Source organism: Promicromonospora sp. AC04 (assembly GCF_003058225.1).
Taxonomy (GTDB): domain Bacteria; phylum Actinomycetota; class Actinomycetes; order Actinomycetales; family Cellulomonadaceae; genus Promicromonospora.
Genome location: NZ_QBUG01000011.1, coordinates 95,788 through 111,365 on the forward strand (window position 1 = coordinate 95,788; position 15,578 = coordinate 111,365).

Genomic DNA, 15,578 nt, shown 5'->3' on the forward strand with positions numbered 1-15,578 from the left:
TATGGACGCATGCGTGGCGAGATGAAGGCCCTGACGACCGACGACTGCGACCGCAACGACGTCTACGCGGCGGCGTGCCCGTGCCGCGACATGCTCGACCTGCTGGCCAACAAGTGGAGCGCCCTGGCGATCGGAGCGCTCGAGGACGGACCCGTGCGCTTCGGCGTCCTGAAGAACCAGCTGCAAGGCATCAGCCCAAAGGTGCTGTCCTCGACCCTGCGCAAGCTCGAGGAGCACGGCCTGGTGGACCGCACGGTCTTCGCCGAGGTCCCGCTGCACGTCGAGTACTCCCTGACGCCGCTCGGCAAGAGCGCCGGCGCACCCCTGGCCCACCTGCGGGACTGGGTCGAGGAGAACATGACCTCACCGGTCTGATGCACGCCGGGCGCAGCCGCTCGTGTCACACGGTGGGCGGCGACTGGCCCTCCTCGCCGCGCCAGGCATGCTGTACCCATGCCGAAGACCTTGCCCACAGGCCCCACCGTGATCAACGACGACAGCGAGGTGCGGTTCGTCGCCGGCGCCGACCAGTTCGCGATCCGCCTCAAGGACGGGCACCTGCACGTGCGCGCTATCGGCGCCAGCGGCAGCGAGGCCCAGCTCGCGGTGATCCCGACGTCGCGCAGCACCCTCAACCTGCAGATCGAGCACCCGGTCGCACACGGGCCGGTGGACGTGGAAGGGCCGACGTTGCGCTGAGTGTCCCAGTCGTCGTCTGGGCTTACTCCGTCTTCTTCCGGCTCAAGGCGTCCCGCACCGACGGCCAGGACTTCAGGACCCCGAGGACCTCGGCGTTCCGCTCGGTCGCGAGCGCGGCCTCGTAGGAGCGCTCGAGCACGTCGTCGATCGCGACCCGCCGCCCCTGCGCCGCGCTCTGGATCGCGGCCTCGACCATGGCGAGGCTCATGACGTTGGCGTGCACGCGCCCCATCGGCTCAGTGCCGAAGCGGAGGGCGGCGGTGAACTCGCGCAGGGATCCCGCGATCTCATGCCTCGGGTCTTCGGCGTCCGCAACGGACGTCTCGGGGTCGCTGTCGGGTTCGCCGTCGCCGTCCCAGAGCACGGTGCCGCGCTCGGCAGAGATCCGCCAGGCGCCGTTCCAGGAGGTCTCGAAGCCAGGGCTGCACCACGAGCCGTTGAACGTGAAGCGGGCGCCGCCCTCCATGGCGAAGACCGCGTTGGCGGCCGCGTCGCCGTCGTACCAGCTCCACGCCGGGTTGTACTCCTCGCAGGAGACCGAGACGGGGTCGGCGTCGAGGAGGAACCGGGCCATGTCGAACTGGTGGATCGCCATGTCCAGCAGCAGCGGACTGGCCATCTCGTCGCGGAAGCCACCGAAGTGCGGGGCCTTGAAGAACTCGACCGCGACGAAGCCGACGGCGCCGAGCGCCGCCAGCTGCCGTTTCACCTGGAAGAGCGACCGATGGTAGCGGCGGGACTGGCTGACCATGAACAGCTGCCCGGTGTGCTCGGCCGCGGCCGCGAGCGAGAGCCCTTCGGCCACGCTGGCGGCGACCGGCTTCTCCCCCAGCACCGGGATCCCGGCCAGCAGCGCGGCGGTCGTGACCGGGTGGTGCGCTTCGGGAACGGTGGCGTTGACTATCGCGTCCGCGCCGGTGCGGCGTACGAGCTCGACGGCGTCGGCCCCGACGGCAAGATCGGGGATGCCGGTCTCGGCGGCGGCCGACTCGGCCGCCGCCGAGAACAGGTCGGCGATGCCGACGAGCTCGGTGCCAGGGTCTGCCTGGATCGCGCGGGTCCAGGCCCGGCCCATGCCGCCGGCGCCGACCACGACGAGCCGCAAGGGCCCATCGGACTCGATGGTGCGGAACGTCATCGCTCGAACGCCCCTCGGTAGCCCTCGCCGTTGAAGAAGTCGCCGGTGTCGTAGCGCAGCAGCGTCGGCGTCTCGCGCTCCCGATCGGGCCGGGCCCATTCGATGCCGTTGGCGATCACGTGGTTCACGTCCCGGTTGTGGTAGACCGGAAAGTCCTGGTCGCCGGGGCTGAAGTAGAAGATGCGGCCGAACCCGCGGCGGTAGGTCATGCCGCTGCGGAAGACCTCGCCGCCGCTGAAGCCGCTGATGAAGACCAGGTCGTCGGGGGTCGGCACGTCGAAGTACTCGCCGTACATCTCCTGCTCGGGGATGACTATCGGGTTGGGGATGCCGCGGGCGATGGGGTGCTGCGGGTTGACGGTCCACACCAGCTCGCGGTCGTGCTCGCTGCGCCAGCGCAGCGAGCAGGTGGTGCCCATGAGCTTCACGAAGATCTTGGACCAGTGTCCGGAGTGGAGCACGACGAGGCCCATGCCGGCGAGGACATGGCGGTGGACGCGCTCGACCACTTCGTCGGCGACGTCGCCGTGAGCAGCGTGTCCCCACCAGACGAGCACGTCGGTCTCGTCCAGCACGTCGGAGGTCAGCCCGTGCTCGGGCTCGTCGAGGGTGGTGGTGGCGATGCGGGCCTTGTCCCCGAGCCACTCGCCGACGCCCTTGGCGATCGCGCCGTGCATGCCGTCCGGGTAGCGCTCGGCGACAGACGGCTCGACCTGCTCGTGCCGGTTCTCGCCCCACACGAGGACCCGGAGCGATTCACTTGGCATATCTGCTTCCTCCTGTTTCCGACCCCTGATCAGGTTCCGGGGTGGTCTGGCGAGCCTGCTCGGTGTCCTTGTGGCTGGTCATGCTACGTCGTCGGACCGGGGCTCTCGGTGTGGCCCCTGTGGACACCCCGCCCGGACCCGGCTAACGTTCCGGCCATGACGTCGCACCTGATCTGCCTGGACTGGTGGCCCGCCGACTAGGCGGGCTCGCGACGCATCCACTCACACGTCCACGACCGCCTCGTTCCCGGGGCGGTCGTTTCGTGTTCCCACGAGGCTCTCGGTCCGGGGCGGGCACCCCGAACCGAGAGGCAACGCATGTCCCACACCCCTCGCTCCGCCGCCACCCGGCATCCCCTCCTCGACCGGGTCCTGGCCTCCGACGGCTCGCTCCCCTTCGCTCTCCTGCGCCGCGAAGGCGGTACCGAGGTCGAGGTCCTGACCGGCGACGTGGTCGACGCCGACCTCCTGCACGACATCCCGCTCGACGGCGCGCCCGTGCTCGCCGTGGTCCCGTTCCGCCAGGCCGTCGAGCGCGGCTTCACCGTGCACGACGACGGCGCCCCGCTGCGCTGCATAGTCGTGCGCGAGTCGGAGCGGGTCTCGCTCTCCGCCGCCGTCGCCGCCCTCCCTCCCGAGCCCGTCGCCGCCGAACCGCTCGGCTTCGACATCCCCGACGAGGAGTACGCGGGCATCGTGCGCCGCGTGATCGACGACGAGATCGGGCAGGGCGCCGGCGCCAACTTCGTCGTGATGCGCCGCTTCGAGGCCCGCACCTCCGCTGCGACCGTTCCCACGCTGACCTCGTGGTTCCGTGCCCTGCTCACGCACGAGGTCGGCTCGTACTGGACCTTCGCGGTGCACGCCCCGGCACCCGCGACAGGGACCGATCGACCGGCGTCCGAGGCGCTGTCCCTGGCGGGCGCCACCCCCGAGCGGCACCTGACCGTCCACGACGGCGTCGCCCGGATGAACCCGATCAGCGGCACCTACCGCCACCCGGCGTCGGGCCCCACGCGCGACGGCGTCCTCAAGTTCCTGCGCGACACCAAGGAGAACGAGGAGCTCTTCATGGTCGTCGACGAGGAGATGAAGATGATGAGCGCGCTCTGCCCCGACGGCGGCCGCATCGTCGGCCCGTACCTCAAGCAGATGGCCCGCCTCAGCCACACCGAGTACCTGCTGGAGGGCCGAACCACCCTCGACCCGCGCGAGGCGCTGCGCCTGACGATGTTCGCGCCCACCGTGACCGGGTCTCCCATGGAGAACGCCTGCACGGTCATCACCCGCCACGAGACGCGCCCACGCGGCTACTACTCGGGCTTCCTCGCCCTGTTCGAGCCCGACGACGCCCGCGACCCGGCCGAGCCCACGCCGTCCAGCCCCGCGGGCTACTCGCTCGACGCCCCGATCCTCATCCGCACTGCCTACCTGCACGACGGCGGCCGCGTGACCGTCCCGGCCGGAGCGACCCTCGTCCGTCACTCCGTCCCCGAGCACGAGGTCGCGGAGACGCGGGCCAAGGCGGCGGGGGTGCTCGCGTCGCTCGGGCTGGTGCCGCGCGGGGCCGGGCCCGACGCCGTCGTCGACCTGAACGCGCAGCCCGGCGTCGCCGAGGCGCTGACCGCCCGCAACAGCCAGCTCGCCGAGTTCTGGGTCCGTCCGCAGGAGGCAGCGCCTGCCGGACCGGCGGGCACGTCCACGACGCTGCTCGAACCCGCGGAGACCTCTGCACTGACCGGCCGGACCGTCCTCGTGGTCGACCACGAGGACCAGTTCACGACGATGCTCGCCCATCAGCTGCGCCATCTCGGCATGCACGCCCGCGTGGTCCGGTGGGACGCCGTCGACGACGTGCTCGCGGACGACCTCGTCGTCCTCGGCCCGGGGCCGGGCGACCCACGCGACCAGGCCGACCCGCGCATCGCGGCCATCACCCGGCGGATCCACGAGCGGGTCGCCGCGGGCCGGCCGCTGCTCGCGGTCTGCCTCAGCCACCAGGTGCTCGCCGGGCTAGCCGGCTTCCCGATCCGCGCGCTGCCCGCACCGCGTCAGGGCGTGCGGCTCGACGCCGACGTATTCGGCACAACGGCCGCCGTCGGCTACTACAACACCTTCGGCGCGCGGCTGACCACCATCGCCGCTGCCGCCGCCGACAACCCCGTCGCACGGCTCGCCCTGGAACCGTCCGTGGACACGGACGGCGTGCTCACGGCTCTGCGCGGCCCCGGTGTCGCCTCGGTCCAGGGCCACCTGGAATCGGTCCTCTCGGCCGACGGCATCACCGTCCTCGACGCCCTGACCCGCCACGTCCTGGGCGCCCCGGCAGAACCGTCCCCGGCACGCTGAACGCACCGCGCCGGGTCGGCGCACGATCCCGATCGTGCGCCGACCCGGCACGGCCTGCCCTGCCCTGCCCGGCGGCAGATCGTCATCGCGCGGCGACGGTCCGGCGGCTCAGCCGATGCCTTCGGCGGCGAGCGCGTCGGTGAGCAGCGCGACCAGGGCTTCGAGCTGGACGTCCGTGGATGATGCGACGTCGTCGTCACCCGCCCCGTCCAGTGCCTTGGCGGCGAGCCCGGCCTTGCTGTCGATCAGCTCGGCGATCGTGGAGTCGATGGTCTGGGCGGCGATGATCCGCCAGGCGGTGACGGGTTCGGCCTGGCCGATCCGGTGGATCCGGTCGATGGCCTGGGTCTGCTCGGCGTAGGTCCAGGACAGCTCGGCCAGCACCAGGTTGGAGGCCACCTGAAGGTTCAGCCCCACCCCGGCGGCAGTCAGGGAGCACACCACGATCTGCACGTCGGGGTCGCCCGTGAACGCGGCGATGTTCTTCTCGCGTGCCCTGGGCGTCTGGTCGCCGCGGATCGAGGCGTAGCCGATGCCGCGGTCGGCGAAGGTCTTCTCGGCCTGGTCCATCACGTCGACGTGCTTGGCGAAGAACACCACCTTGCCGACGTTGCGGGCCAGCTGCGCGGCGTAGTCGGCGGCCAGCCCGGCCTTGGCCTGGCCGATCCGGCGGACCATGGTGAACACGTTCTCGCCCTTGGCCTTCGAGCTCGAGTCCTTCAGCTCGGCCGCCGCCACCCGGCGGGCGAGCTCGAGGTCGACGCCGTCCACGACGACGTCGTCCACGACGGAGCTCTCCGCGCGCGCCGCCACGGCGGACCGGTAGCGATCGACCAGACGGCTGGCGAGCGCTTCCTCGGCGGCCCGGATCGAGCGGCCCGCAGCGCCGTCGAGCTCGACCGGCATGTCCGCCACGCGGCGGGCGGGGATGTCGGCGACCACGTCGGCCTTGCGGCGGCGCACGATGCCCATGTCGATCACGCTCGTCCTGGCGGCCGCGTAGAACCCCAGGTCGGCCGGGGTCAGCCCGGCGTCCTCGAGGGCGGTCATCAGGGGCCCGAGCGGCTTGGCGTCGTCGATCCAGCCGAGGAACTGCCAGATCGCCCGGAAGTCCTCGATGTCGTTGATCAGCGGGGTGCCGGTCAGGGCCATCAGGAGGGGCCGGCCGGCCCGGGCGCGGATGCGCTCGGAGAGGGCGAGCACGTGCTGGGAGCGCTGCGAGCCCTTGTTCTTGATGAAGTGCGCCTCGTCGACGACCATGCCGCGGAAGCCGAGGTCGCCGAGCCAGCCGACGTGCCGGTCCAGGATCTCGTAGTTCACGATCACGACGTCCGCGAACCCGTCGATCCGGTCGCCGTCGCCGTGGACCACCGTCGGCGTACGCCGCGGCGTCCACATCTCGACCTCGTGCGCCCAGTTCGTCTTCACCACGTTGGGCGCTACGACCAGCAGCGGGTAGGCGTCGGCCGCCTGGGCGGCGAGCAGCGCCTGGGCGGTCTTGCCGAGCCCGGGCTCGTCGGCGAGCAGAAAGGTGCGATGCCCGCGGGCCGTGGCCTCGACGACCTGGGCCTGGTGCGGCATCAGCTTCCGGCCGTGGGGAGCGGACACCGAGCGGGGCTCGGGCAGCGGCATGCAGGCGGGTGCGCCGGCGTCGGCGTACTCGAAGGACCGGAAGAGCGGCTCCAGCAGCTCCCAGCCCGCCAGTCGGCGGGCGCGCGGAGCCAGGCGCTCGGCCGCGGCCTCGAAGTCCGGGGCGAGGAACGGGTTCGCGAGCTGGCGGGAGATCACCGAGCGGGGCACCACCCGCTTCTCGGCACCGGGCACCGGCGCGGCCGGCGGGGGCGGCGGGGGCTCCTCGGGCGGCTCCAGCCCGCCGGCGCGCATCAGGTTCGCCTTGTAGGCGCGCGCCGCGTCGGAGACCCGGGCGTCCTCGGCGAGCAGCCCGAGCAGCGAGGTGTCCCGGGCAGCGATCCTCGCCAGCAGCGTCGCCACGCCGTCGAGCCGCTTGAGCTGCTTGGCCCGCTGGGGCTCGGTCAGGGCGCCGTCGGCCCTCACCCGGGCCCGCTCCTCGCGCATGAGCAGCGCGACGACCTGGAACTTCGTGCGCACCGCCTGGCGCGTCGGCGGTCGCCGCACGGCGCCGTCGACCTCGCGGGTCACCTCCGCGAGCACCGGGATGATCCCTTGCTCGGCGGGCCGCGGGGCACGGCGGCGCTGGGCGCCGGACCCGGTCCGCGCCTGACCGGACCGGCGTTGGCCCTGTCGTGCCACATCTCCTCCTTCGCCTGCATCCGTACCGCGACAGCGGCGCTGTGCGCCGTGCCACGCCCGGGCGCCGAGGCCCGGTCGGACGTCGGACAGCCGGCCCGTGCGGCAGGTAGCCCGGACCAGGGCGCTCCGATCGGCAGCCGGTCCGGCCGGCCGCCGGGTCACCGCGCAGCATCCCTGCCTGCACCGCCCGCGAGCCCGTGCTCACGCCGATAGTGACATGCTGCCGGGCGCCTCCGTGAATCACAGCGGCGCGCGGTCAGAGCCCCGCCTGACCGCCGGAGAACCTGAAGTCTACCGCCGGAAACTCTGTTCTCGGCCGGCCTCGATTCTCTGGCTACCCGGACACGAACTCCAGCCACAGGGGGTAGTGGTCGCTGATCCGCCAGGAGGCCTGGGACTTGGTCAGGTCGCGCAGCGCGTGGGGGATGAAGTCGAAGTTGCCGCCGCGTCGGGTGTAGGTCAGTCCGTCCAGGAGTGAGGGGATGTCGGGCTGTGTGGGGTCGCTGAACCAGGCGATCTGGTCGTACTGGTGATGGTCCTTGTCGTCGTCGAAGATCGTGCGGGGGACGTCGTTGAGCTCGGCAGGCGGCCACAGCCCGGTGGAGAGGAACGCGTCGAAAAGCGGGTCGTCGATGCGGTCGAGGTTGAAGTCGCCCAGGACCAGGAGGTTGCGGTTCCAGTCGTCGGGCCGGTCGGCCCATCCCCGCATCCACGTGGCGAACGCGGTCAGCTCACCGATCCGGTCGGCGGGCTTCTTGCCCCACAGCACGTGCACGGTGGTCAGGATGAACTTGGTGGAGCCTCGCACGAAGCCGGCAGCGTAGGGGGTGCGGGCGAACTGGTCGACCTTGCCGCTCGCCCCTGCGGGAAGGACGAGCTCCCCCACCAGGCCGGATGGCTGGACGCGTTCGGCGTCGTACACGTACGCAAGGCGTTCGCCGTTGCCCGGACCGCCCTCGGTGACATCGGAAGCGATGACCTTGTAGCGCGGGCCGAGCAGGTGCAGCAGGGCGAACAGGGCAGTGGTGTTGCGCCGGCTCTCCTGGACGGCGGTCACGTCGAACCGCTGGACGACCTCGGCGATGCAGGCCAGCGCGTGCCAGTCACGCTTGGGGCTGTCCTTCTCCGTCGACTGCCATTTGTGGGTGAGGTCGCCGAACGCGCGCAGGTTCCACGTCCCGATCAACAGGTTCTTCTTCGTCTTGGCTGGAATCTGCGCGGCGAGGGCAGCACGCACCCGCTCGACGTCGTCGGTGACCGGACCGGGGACCGGACCGGGCGGCGGGGCGGTGGTCGTGGTCATGTCCGACTCCTCCGACAGCTGGGAACTCCCGATACCCGGAGAGAGGCCTGCCGTGACGGCCGGATACCGCCACAGCCAGAACCCAGGGAAGGTTCACCCTGTCAACGGCCTGATCCCGTCGATGCCGGAGGAGAGGAGCAGGACCGCCATCGGCCGGTTCGGTCTCGTGGTGGGAGGAGCCTCATGCTCAACGGGACGCCGTCAGGTCACGCTGCATCAACCGGGTGTCGACCCATCGCCCGTGCTTGAAACCGACCGCGTGCAGCCGGCCGGCGTCGACGAAGCCGAGACTTTGATGCAGCCGGGCGGACGCCGGGCTGCCGGTGTCGGCGATCACCGCGATCATCTGCCGGCATCCGGCCGCCGCCGCCCGGTCGATCAGCTCCGCGAGCAGCGCGGCGCCGATACCGCGCCCCGTCGCGCCCGGCGCGAGATACACAGTGTTCTCGACCGTGTACCGGTACGCGGACTTGGGGCGCCACGGCGCGACGTAAGCGAGGCCGACCACCTCCCCATCGGTCTCGGCGACCAGAAACGGGAGGCCGTGCGCGGTCAGCTCGGCATACCGCTGGGCCCACTCCTCGGCGGTCGGCGGGACCTCGTTGAAGGTCGCGACGGTGTGCTCGACGTAGTGCGCCATGATCGCCGTCACCGCGACGAGGTCGGAGGAGTCCGGCACTGCCGGACGGATGATCGGTGGGAGTGCGGACACGTCAGCTCGATTCCGCTATAGTAAACACACCTGCTATTATAGCGGAATGTTTGACCTCGCGAAGCTGGGTACTCATGTCCAGGGCCTGCGCCACGACCGCGGCATGACCCTGGCCGAGCTGGCCTCCGCGGCGGAGGTGAGCGTGAGCATGCTGTCCTCGGTCGAGCGCGGGCAGAAGGCCCCCACAGTCGTGATGCTGTCCCGCATCGCCGACGGGCTAGGCGTCGGCCTGGCCGAGCTGATCGCCGATACCGAACCCCGCCGCGTGATCGTCCGCCGTGCCGCGGACCAGGACGCGGTCGTGGAGCCCGGCGGCTGGCGCCGGACCATCGTCACCCCGGTAGTGCCCGGCGTGAACTTCGAGTGGATCCGGACCACCCTGCCGGGCGGCTGCGACGCCGGCGAGTTTCCCGCCTACGCGCCGGGCTCGCACGAGTTCGTGGTCGTCGAGACCGGGACCCTCCGGCTCTCCGTCGCCGATCAGGTCACGGAACTCTCGGCCGGGGACTCCGTCTACTTCGCCGCCGACGTTCCGCACGCCTACGCCAATCCGGGCGACGACGAGTGCGCCTACTACGTCGCCGCACTCATCATGCGTCCCCGCGGTCCACGGTGATCACCATCCCGTGGGCCGCGCCTCCGCACGGGCGCGTCAGGGACCGAACGTCTCCAGCAGGACGGACCGCTCCGCCTCGGTGAGGTTGGTCGCGATCAGCTTGCCGCGCATGCCGTGGAACCGCTCGCCGACCCGGTCGAGGTCCCCGTCCTGGGTCACGGCGAACAGCGCGGACGTGCCGACGGTCACCTGCTCCCGGATCGTCTCGAGCTGCGTCCGGTCGATGCCGACGGCCTCGGTGTGCCTGGCCAGCGCACCGATCGCCGCGCCGGCAGCGGCGCCGATGATCGGCACGAAGAACAGGGTGCCGAGCAGCAGCCCCCAGAACGCGCCCAGTCCGGTGCCGCGCCACTCGCTGTCGTGCGCCTGCTTGGTCGTCGGGTTGTCCTGCCCGACGGGCCAGGACACCACGGCGTGGTCGACCACGGTGATCAGCCCCTCCGAGGCCGCCTGCTTGAGGTTCTCAGCAGCCGCTTCGGCGCCCCCGGGATCGTCGAACTTCCAGACGGTGAACGCGGTCATGGTGATCATCAGCCTCTCGGGACGGTCAAGCCCCCCATCAACCGATCGTCCCACCCGGGTCCCCACCCCGCACCCTGATCAACGGTCCCAAGCCGGACTCACCTCACGAGTGCCTCCGAGACCGCGCCCGCCGGCGTCGGCGAGCCTCGGTCTTGCCGAGGGTTCACTCTCGAACGACTCCCGCGGCCTGGGGTGATGGCACCGCCAGCTTCGTCAAGGTAGCGACCGCCAGCTCGGCGAGCGCCGCCGCCTGCTCGCCGAGCACGGAGTCGTCGAACCGGACCTTGGCCGAGTGGTTCGACGGCGCCCCCTCGGCGGGCACGTCGTCGGGCCGGGCGCCGAGCTGGATGAAGCACCCGGGCACTCGCTCCAGCACGTAGGAGAAGTCCTCCGCCCCCATGATCGGTTCGGACCGCTCATGGACCCGGTCGGGCCCGTACATGCCCGTCAGGACGGTCTTCGCGTGGTCCCACATGCCGGCGTCGTTGACGGTCACGGGGTACTCGGGCTCGACGTCGACGTCGGCGGTGCAGCCGTGCGCGGCGGAGATGCCCTGGACGAGCCGCGGAAGCTCGAGCGTCAGCTGCTTGAGCGAAGCGCTCGACAGGGTACGAACGGACGCCGTGAGCCGGGCCGTGGACGGGATGACGTTGGACGCGGTGCCGGCGTGCAGCTCGCCCACGGTGATCACCACCGGGTCGAACACGTTGATGCGCCGTGTCGTGTAGGACTGCAGCGCCATCACGATCTCGGCGGCGACGGTCACCGGGTCGACCGACATCCATGGGGACGAGCCGTGGCCGCCCTTGCCGTGGACGGTCACGTGCAAGAGGTTGACGCCGGCCCATGCCGGACCCGGCTTCGAGACGAACAGCCCCTTGTCGTACAGGCCCGTGACGTGGATGCCGAAAGCGGCGTCCACGGGCGTTCCGGCCGCCTCCAGGACGCCCTCCTCGATCATCGGCAGCGCCCCTCCGGGGCCCTCCTCGCCGGGCTGGAACATGAAGACCACGTTGCCCGCCAGCTCGGCCTTCCGGGCGCTCAGCAGCCGGGCGGCACCGACCAGGCCGGCCACGTGCAGGTCGTGCCCGCACGCGTGCATGGTGCCCGTGGTCGAGGCGAACGGCTCCCCCGAGTCCTCCACCACGGGCAAGCCGTCCATGTCACCGCGCAACAGCACCGTCGGCCCCGGGAGGTCCGGCCCCTGGAGGTCCCCGCGCAGGACGGCGACCACCGAACTCAGCCCCGCACCGGTAGAGATCTCCAACGGCAGCCCCGCCAACGCCTCGAGGACCGCCGCCTGCGTCTGCGGCAGGTGCAGGCCGACCTCGGGGTGCTGATGGAGCCGCCGCCGCAGGGCGACCAGGTCGTCAAGAATCAATGCCGCATCGTCCACCGGGCCTACGGTGCCACACATGGCTCAGCGGCGGCGCACCACGATCTTGAGCACCAGCTCGGTACCCGACTGAGCACCCCGCAGAACCAGGCAGTGGCTGCCCTCCCGCACCCGGGGAACCACGAAGCGCGGGGTGACCGTGCCCCCGTCCGTCGCGGTCACCTCGCCGAGCGGCAGCGGCTCCCCCGTCTTCGAGCCGGGCCGCAGCTCGACGGACACCGTCTCGCCGGGAGCGAAGCCGCCAGCGGTGAACGTCGTCTCCCGCCCGACGACGCCGTGCACCGGCCAGGGCGCGACCGTCACCGTGGCGACCGCGGAGAGCCCGGTCCCCTCGACCGACCCGTTCACCGTGAACGTCCCGGCCTCGGCGTACGCGGCCGGCTCGACCGGCTCCCAGTCGACGGCGGCAGTGGTCCGGCCGCCCCCGACGAGCGTGACGCCGACCGTCTCCGGCAGCGCGGGCGCCGTACCCGCCACCGTGCCGACCCGCACCGGGTCGGCCGCGTCGGGCTCGTCCCAGAACCGCGTGCGCAGGAACGTCCCGGTCGACGTGGCCTGGGCACTGTTCGCGGTGGTGGTGACGCCGGCGTCCAGCCGGGTGTCGGGGGCGGTCAGCGGCGCCGTGCCGACCTGGGTCCACGGCCGCTCGGGCGAGGTGCGGTAGTAGCCCGTCATCGTGGTCTCGCTGGTGCGCTCGAGGCGGAGGTAGACGGGCGCCGTCGCGAGCGCCACCTTGCTGCCCTCGCTGTCGAGCCAGCCGTTGCCGTTCGAGTCCCACTGCAGGTACGCGCCCGACGGGCTGGTCACGAGGTCGACGTACCCGTCGGCGCTGCCCTTGCCCGCGACCGACAGGTCGTTACGGACGACGAGGCCGCTGCGCGGGTCGGAGCTGCCCCCGCGGGCCAGGTCCGCGACATAGGTCTGGACGGACCCGCCGACGGGCAGCCGGTCGGCCTGGTAGACGACGCTGAGGTTGTCCTTGCTGGTCCACAGGCCCTCGTCCGAGTCGGAGATGCGGAACGAGGCCCCGTCCCCCTCGCAGAAGGACGCGGGGCGGGTCGCCAGCGCGGCCGAGTACCACGGAGCGCCCACCTCGTCGTCGGCGCACCCGGAGGCGGTGAACCGAAGAGTGTACGTGCGCGTCGTGCGCCCGTCGGGCGCGGTGACGGTCACGCGCGCGGCCGTCTGGTCCGCGTCGACCACCACGGTCGCGTCGCCCTGGACCGGGTCGGCGGTCACCTCGGGGACGGGTCCCCACGGCCCGGACCCGACCTGGTACCCGAAGGTCCCGGCGTCGAAGCCGGCGACGGGGACGCCGTCGACCGCGAGGCCCGACAACCGGGCGTCGCTGCCAGGGTGCAGGACACGCACGAGGTACACCCGTTCGGCGACCGCGTCGCCGCCCTCGCTCGCGGTGACGGTCACGTACGCGAACGGGCGCTCCGCGGTGGCCGGGTCGACCAGGACCGTGGCGGCGGAGTTGCTCGCGGTTCCCGTGACGACGGGTTCGGGGCCGGTCGTGAGGACCGTGTGGTCCCACTCGGCCGGGTCGAAGCCGTCGACGGGCTCGCCGTCCACGGTCAAGGTCGCGAGGTCGGTGGCCGACGTCGGCGCGAGCCCGAGGATCTCGACCTCGGCGACCGCCTGCCACGTGACGGCCTCGGTCGTCAGGCGCAGGCGGACGGCGGTGGTGGGCGGGACGGACGAGGTGTCCAGCCGGACCGCCGGCGCGGGTCCGGAGGCGTCCTGCGCGACGTCGGCCGCGACGTCCGTCGTCTGCCAGTCGCCGTTGGTGTCCCGGTACTCGACGGCGATCCGCGACGGCCAGGTCGCGGTGGCGCCGTCCTTGTACAGGTGGACCACCACTTCCTGCGGCGCGCGCAGCTCGGACCACGCGTAGTCGAGAGTGCTGTTCCGCGGGTGGTTGCCCCCGGCCGTCCAGTCGTCCCAGCCCTTGCCGAGGCTTCCGTCGACGGTGCTGGCCGCGAGCTCCTGCCGGGACGACGCCGTGACCGTGGCCGACGGCGCGAGGTTGTGCACCCCGTGCGCTACGACGTCGACGGTGCGCTCGAACGTCCGGCCGGCCGTGAACTCGTCGTCGGCCGCGAGCGTGCCCGTGATCGTCTGCGGACCCGCCGACCGGATGACCGTCGGGCTCCACGTCACGGCGACGTCGGTGGCGACACCGTTCGCGGTGACCTCGACGGTGGCGGGCAGCGCCTCCGTCAGGTCGTCGTTGGTGCGGACGGTCGCGGGGAGCCGGTCGTCAGTGACCTCCCAGATGTACTGGCCCGCACCCTTGTCGTCCCAGTACTCGTCGGTCCAGCCGTCCGCCCAGCGAGCGTCCTCGCCTGTGGGGTTGCGCATCTCGAGGCGCCCGCCCTCGCCGATGGTGATCGGCAGCCAGACGTAGGTGGAGTCGGCGGCACCGGCGTTCCAGCGGTCGCCCATGTAGACGAACTTGCCGCTCGCCGCGTCGAGCGGGAAGACGTTCGTGGACTGCGACCCGAAGCTCGTCTTGCGCGAGTCGCCGACCGACAGCAGACCGTCGCCGCCCTCCGGGATCGTGTTGTACGGGACGCCCTCGTACTCGTCGTCCGGGTCGACCCCGCGGATCCACGAACCGAGCATCGAGTCGGCGGTGTAGTACGTCTCCGGGTTGGGCGACCAGCCCGTGGCGCCGGACGCGACCGTGTAGTACTTGCCGTCGTGGACGAAGACCGCCGGCGCCTCCAGGATGCCGCACCGGCGCACGATGCTGTAGTCCTCACCCGCGACCGGGGCGCCCTCGGTGCCGTCCGCCCAGATCCGCGGGTACTGTCCGTCGGCCGAGTACTGGACGCCGACCTCGTCCTGCGTGGTGGTCCGCTCGACGTTCGTGTACTCGTCGTTGAGCCGCGCGATGTAGAGGCTGCGGTTCTCCTCTGAGGAGTACACGACGTACGCGGTGCCGTCGGTGTCCTGGAACACCGTCATGTCGCGGGCCTGGCCCGGGACGGCGCTGGGCATGTTGCAGGCGGTCCGGTAGGTCGGCTCGTTGTAGAGGCGGTACGCGCCCTGGAGCTCGAAGGGGCCAGTGGGCGAGTCCGCGACGGCGACTGCCGCCAACGACCGTGCGTAGGTGCTGCCGCCGGGCGTGATGCTCCCGTCGGAGTGCCACCACATCACCCACTTGCCGGTGCCCTCGTTGTAGAGCACCTTCGGCCGCTCGAAGATCGCGGTGAGCTGTGCGCCGCCCGCGTCGGTGGTGGCCCGCACGTTGAGGTAGTAGAAGATCTCGTCGATGCGCTCGGTGCGCGGCGTGCCGTCGTCGGCCACCGTGTCGTAGAGCGCGTCGAAGTACTCCGACTGCAGCTCCTCGCGCGACGTGACCGAGCGCATCACCACGCCCTCGTTCGTCCAGTTGAGGGTGTCGGTCGAGGTGTACAGCGAGACGCCGGGGCTCTCGTAGTAGCCGTTGGACCGGTCCTCGCCGTACCAGTAGTAGACGGTGGTGCCGTTCTGGTCGACGGCGGTGGTGTCGCCGGCCTCGACGCCGAGCTCGTCGGAGGTGCGGGTGACGATCTGACCGCCGTGGGCCTGGATGTGGCGGCCTTCGGTGTCGTACCAGTGCGGCTGGAAGTAGCTGCCCGACGAGGAACCGGGGTCGGACACTGCCGGGTAGGCCACGTAGTCGATCGGGTCGGGGACGGTCGGCACGTCCGCGGCCGCGGCCGGGACCACACCTGCCACCAGGGCCAGGGACAGGACGATCGCGGCGGACGCCACCGGCTTGCGACTGGTACGTCGAACACTCATGGTCTGG

General features: G+C 71.6%; 12 protein-coding genes. 4 read left to right on the forward strand and 8 right to left on the reverse strand.

Features of this window, described 5'->3' with window-relative positions:
- Positions 1-9 precede the first annotated feature (9 nt).
- Together C8K30_RS24825 and C8K30_RS24830 are read left to right on the forward strand one after the other, a co-directional pair.
- Positions 10-375, forward strand: coding sequence for a helix-turn-helix domain-containing protein (locus tag C8K30_RS24825; RefSeq protein ID WP_233257427.1), 366 nt, complete (start codon positions 10-12; stop codon positions 373-375).
- 78 nt (positions 376-453) lie between these two features.
- Entirely contained in the window at positions 454-699 is a 246-nt protein-coding gene (locus tag C8K30_RS24830) for a hypothetical protein (protein ID WP_108495581.1), read from the forward strand.
- Positions 700-721: 22 nt separating this feature from the next.
- Here C8K30_RS24830 and C8K30_RS24835 read toward each other — a convergent pair whose 3' ends face one another.
- Positions 722-1,837 carry a Gfo/Idh/MocA family protein gene (locus C8K30_RS24835; RefSeq protein ID WP_108495582.1) on the reverse strand — a complete coding sequence of 372 codons (1,116 nt, stop codon included), beginning with the start codon at positions 1,835-1,837 and terminating at the stop codon, positions 722-724.
- Entirely contained in the window at positions 1,834-2,604 is a 771-nt protein-coding gene (locus C8K30_RS24840; RefSeq protein WP_108495583.1) for a ThuA domain-containing protein, read from the reverse strand. The genes C8K30_RS24835 and C8K30_RS24840 overlap by 4 nt, the downstream gene beginning before the upstream one ends.
- A 318-nt stretch (positions 2,605-2,922) precedes the next feature.
- Between C8K30_RS24840 and C8K30_RS24845 the strand changes: the two genes are divergently transcribed.
- On the forward strand, positions 2,923-4,953 hold the full coding sequence (locus C8K30_RS24845) for a chorismate-binding protein (protein WP_108495584.1): 2,031 nt from the start codon (positions 2,923-2,925) through the stop codon (positions 4,951-4,953).
- 108 nt (positions 4,954-5,061) lie between these two features.
- Here C8K30_RS24845 and C8K30_RS24850 read toward each other — a convergent pair whose 3' ends face one another.
- The 3 genes from C8K30_RS24850 to C8K30_RS24860 all read right to left on the reverse strand — a co-directional run bounded on the left by C8K30_RS24850 (position 5,062) and on the right by C8K30_RS24860 (position 9,239).
- Positions 5,062-7,224, reverse strand: a complete 2,163-nt coding sequence (locus tag C8K30_RS24850; RefSeq protein ID WP_108495585.1) for a DEAD/DEAH box helicase — start codon at positions 7,222-7,224, stop codon at positions 5,062-5,064.
- 334 nt (positions 7,225-7,558) lie between these two features.
- Positions 7,559-8,527, reverse strand: a complete 969-nt coding sequence (locus C8K30_RS24855) for an endonuclease/exonuclease/phosphatase family protein (RefSeq protein ID WP_108495586.1) — start codon at positions 8,525-8,527, stop codon at positions 7,559-7,561.
- 187 nt (positions 8,528-8,714) lie between these two features.
- Complete coding sequence (locus C8K30_RS24860; protein WP_108495587.1) at positions 8,715-9,239, reverse strand: GNAT family N-acetyltransferase; 525 nt, start codon at positions 9,237-9,239, stop codon at positions 8,715-8,717.
- A 46-nt stretch (positions 9,240-9,285) separates the two neighbouring features.
- Between C8K30_RS24860 and C8K30_RS24865 the strand changes: the two genes are divergently transcribed.
- Positions 9,286-9,855, forward strand: a complete 570-nt coding sequence (locus C8K30_RS24865) for a helix-turn-helix domain-containing protein (protein WP_108495588.1) — start codon at positions 9,286-9,288, stop codon at positions 9,853-9,855.
- Positions 9,856-9,891: 36 nt separating this feature from the next.
- Here C8K30_RS24865 and C8K30_RS24870 read toward each other — a convergent pair whose 3' ends face one another.
- The 3 genes from C8K30_RS24870 to C8K30_RS24880 form a co-directional block, all read right to left on the reverse strand.
- The gene (locus C8K30_RS24870; RefSeq protein WP_233257428.1) at positions 9,892-10,386 is read right to left on the reverse strand and encodes a DUF1269 domain-containing protein; all 495 of its coding nucleotides are present in this window, start codon (positions 10,384-10,386) and stop codon (positions 9,892-9,894) included.
- Positions 10,387-10,540: 154 nt separating this feature from the next.
- Positions 10,541-11,773 carry a M20 family metallopeptidase gene (locus C8K30_RS24875; protein WP_369941148.1) on the reverse strand — a complete coding sequence of 411 codons (1,233 nt, stop codon included), beginning with the start codon at positions 11,771-11,773 and terminating at the stop codon, positions 10,541-10,543.
- Between the two features lie 24 nt (positions 11,774-11,797).
- Positions 11,798-15,571 carry an Ig-like domain-containing protein gene (locus tag C8K30_RS24880; protein WP_108495590.1) on the reverse strand — a complete coding sequence of 1,258 codons (3,774 nt, stop codon included), beginning with the start codon at positions 15,569-15,571 and terminating at the stop codon, positions 11,798-11,800.
- Positions 15,572-15,578 lie beyond the last annotated feature (7 nt).

What these genes read in the sequence shown, in the direction of transcription:
- C8K30_RS24835 (WP_108495582.1), bottom strand. Translation starts at nt 1,837, where the DNA reads ATGACGTTCCGCACCATCGAGTCCGATGGGCCCTTGCGGCTCGTCGTG.
- C8K30_RS24845 (WP_108495584.1), top strand. Translation starts at nt 2,923, where the DNA reads ATGTCCCACACCCCTCGCTCCGCCGCCACCCGGCATCCCCTCCTCGAC.
- C8K30_RS24870 (WP_233257428.1), bottom strand. Translation starts at nt 10,386, where the DNA reads ATGATCACCATGACCGCGTTCACCGTCTGGAAGTTCGACGATCCCGGG.
- C8K30_RS24855 (WP_108495586.1), bottom strand. Translation starts at nt 8,527, where the DNA reads ATGACCACGACCACCGCCCCGCCGCCCGGTCCGGTCCCCGGTCCGGTC.
- C8K30_RS24865 (WP_108495588.1), top strand. Translation starts at nt 9,286, where the DNA reads ATGTTTGACCTCGCGAAGCTGGGTACTCATGTCCAGGGCCTGCGCCAC.
- C8K30_RS24830 (WP_108495581.1), top strand. Translation starts at nt 454, where the DNA reads ATGCCGAAGACCTTGCCCACAGGCCCCACCGTGATCAACGACGACAGC.
- C8K30_RS24880 (WP_108495590.1), bottom strand. Translation starts at nt 15,571, where the DNA reads ATGAGTGTTCGACGTACCAGTCGCAAGCCGGTGGCGTCCGCCGCGATC.
- C8K30_RS24825 (WP_233257427.1), top strand. Translation starts at nt 10, where the DNA reads ATGCGTGGCGAGATGAAGGCCCTGACGACCGACGACTGCGACCGCAAC.
- C8K30_RS24840 (WP_108495583.1), bottom strand. Translation starts at nt 2,604, where the DNA reads ATGCCAAGTGAATCGCTCCGGGTCCTCGTGTGGGGCGAGAACCGGCAC.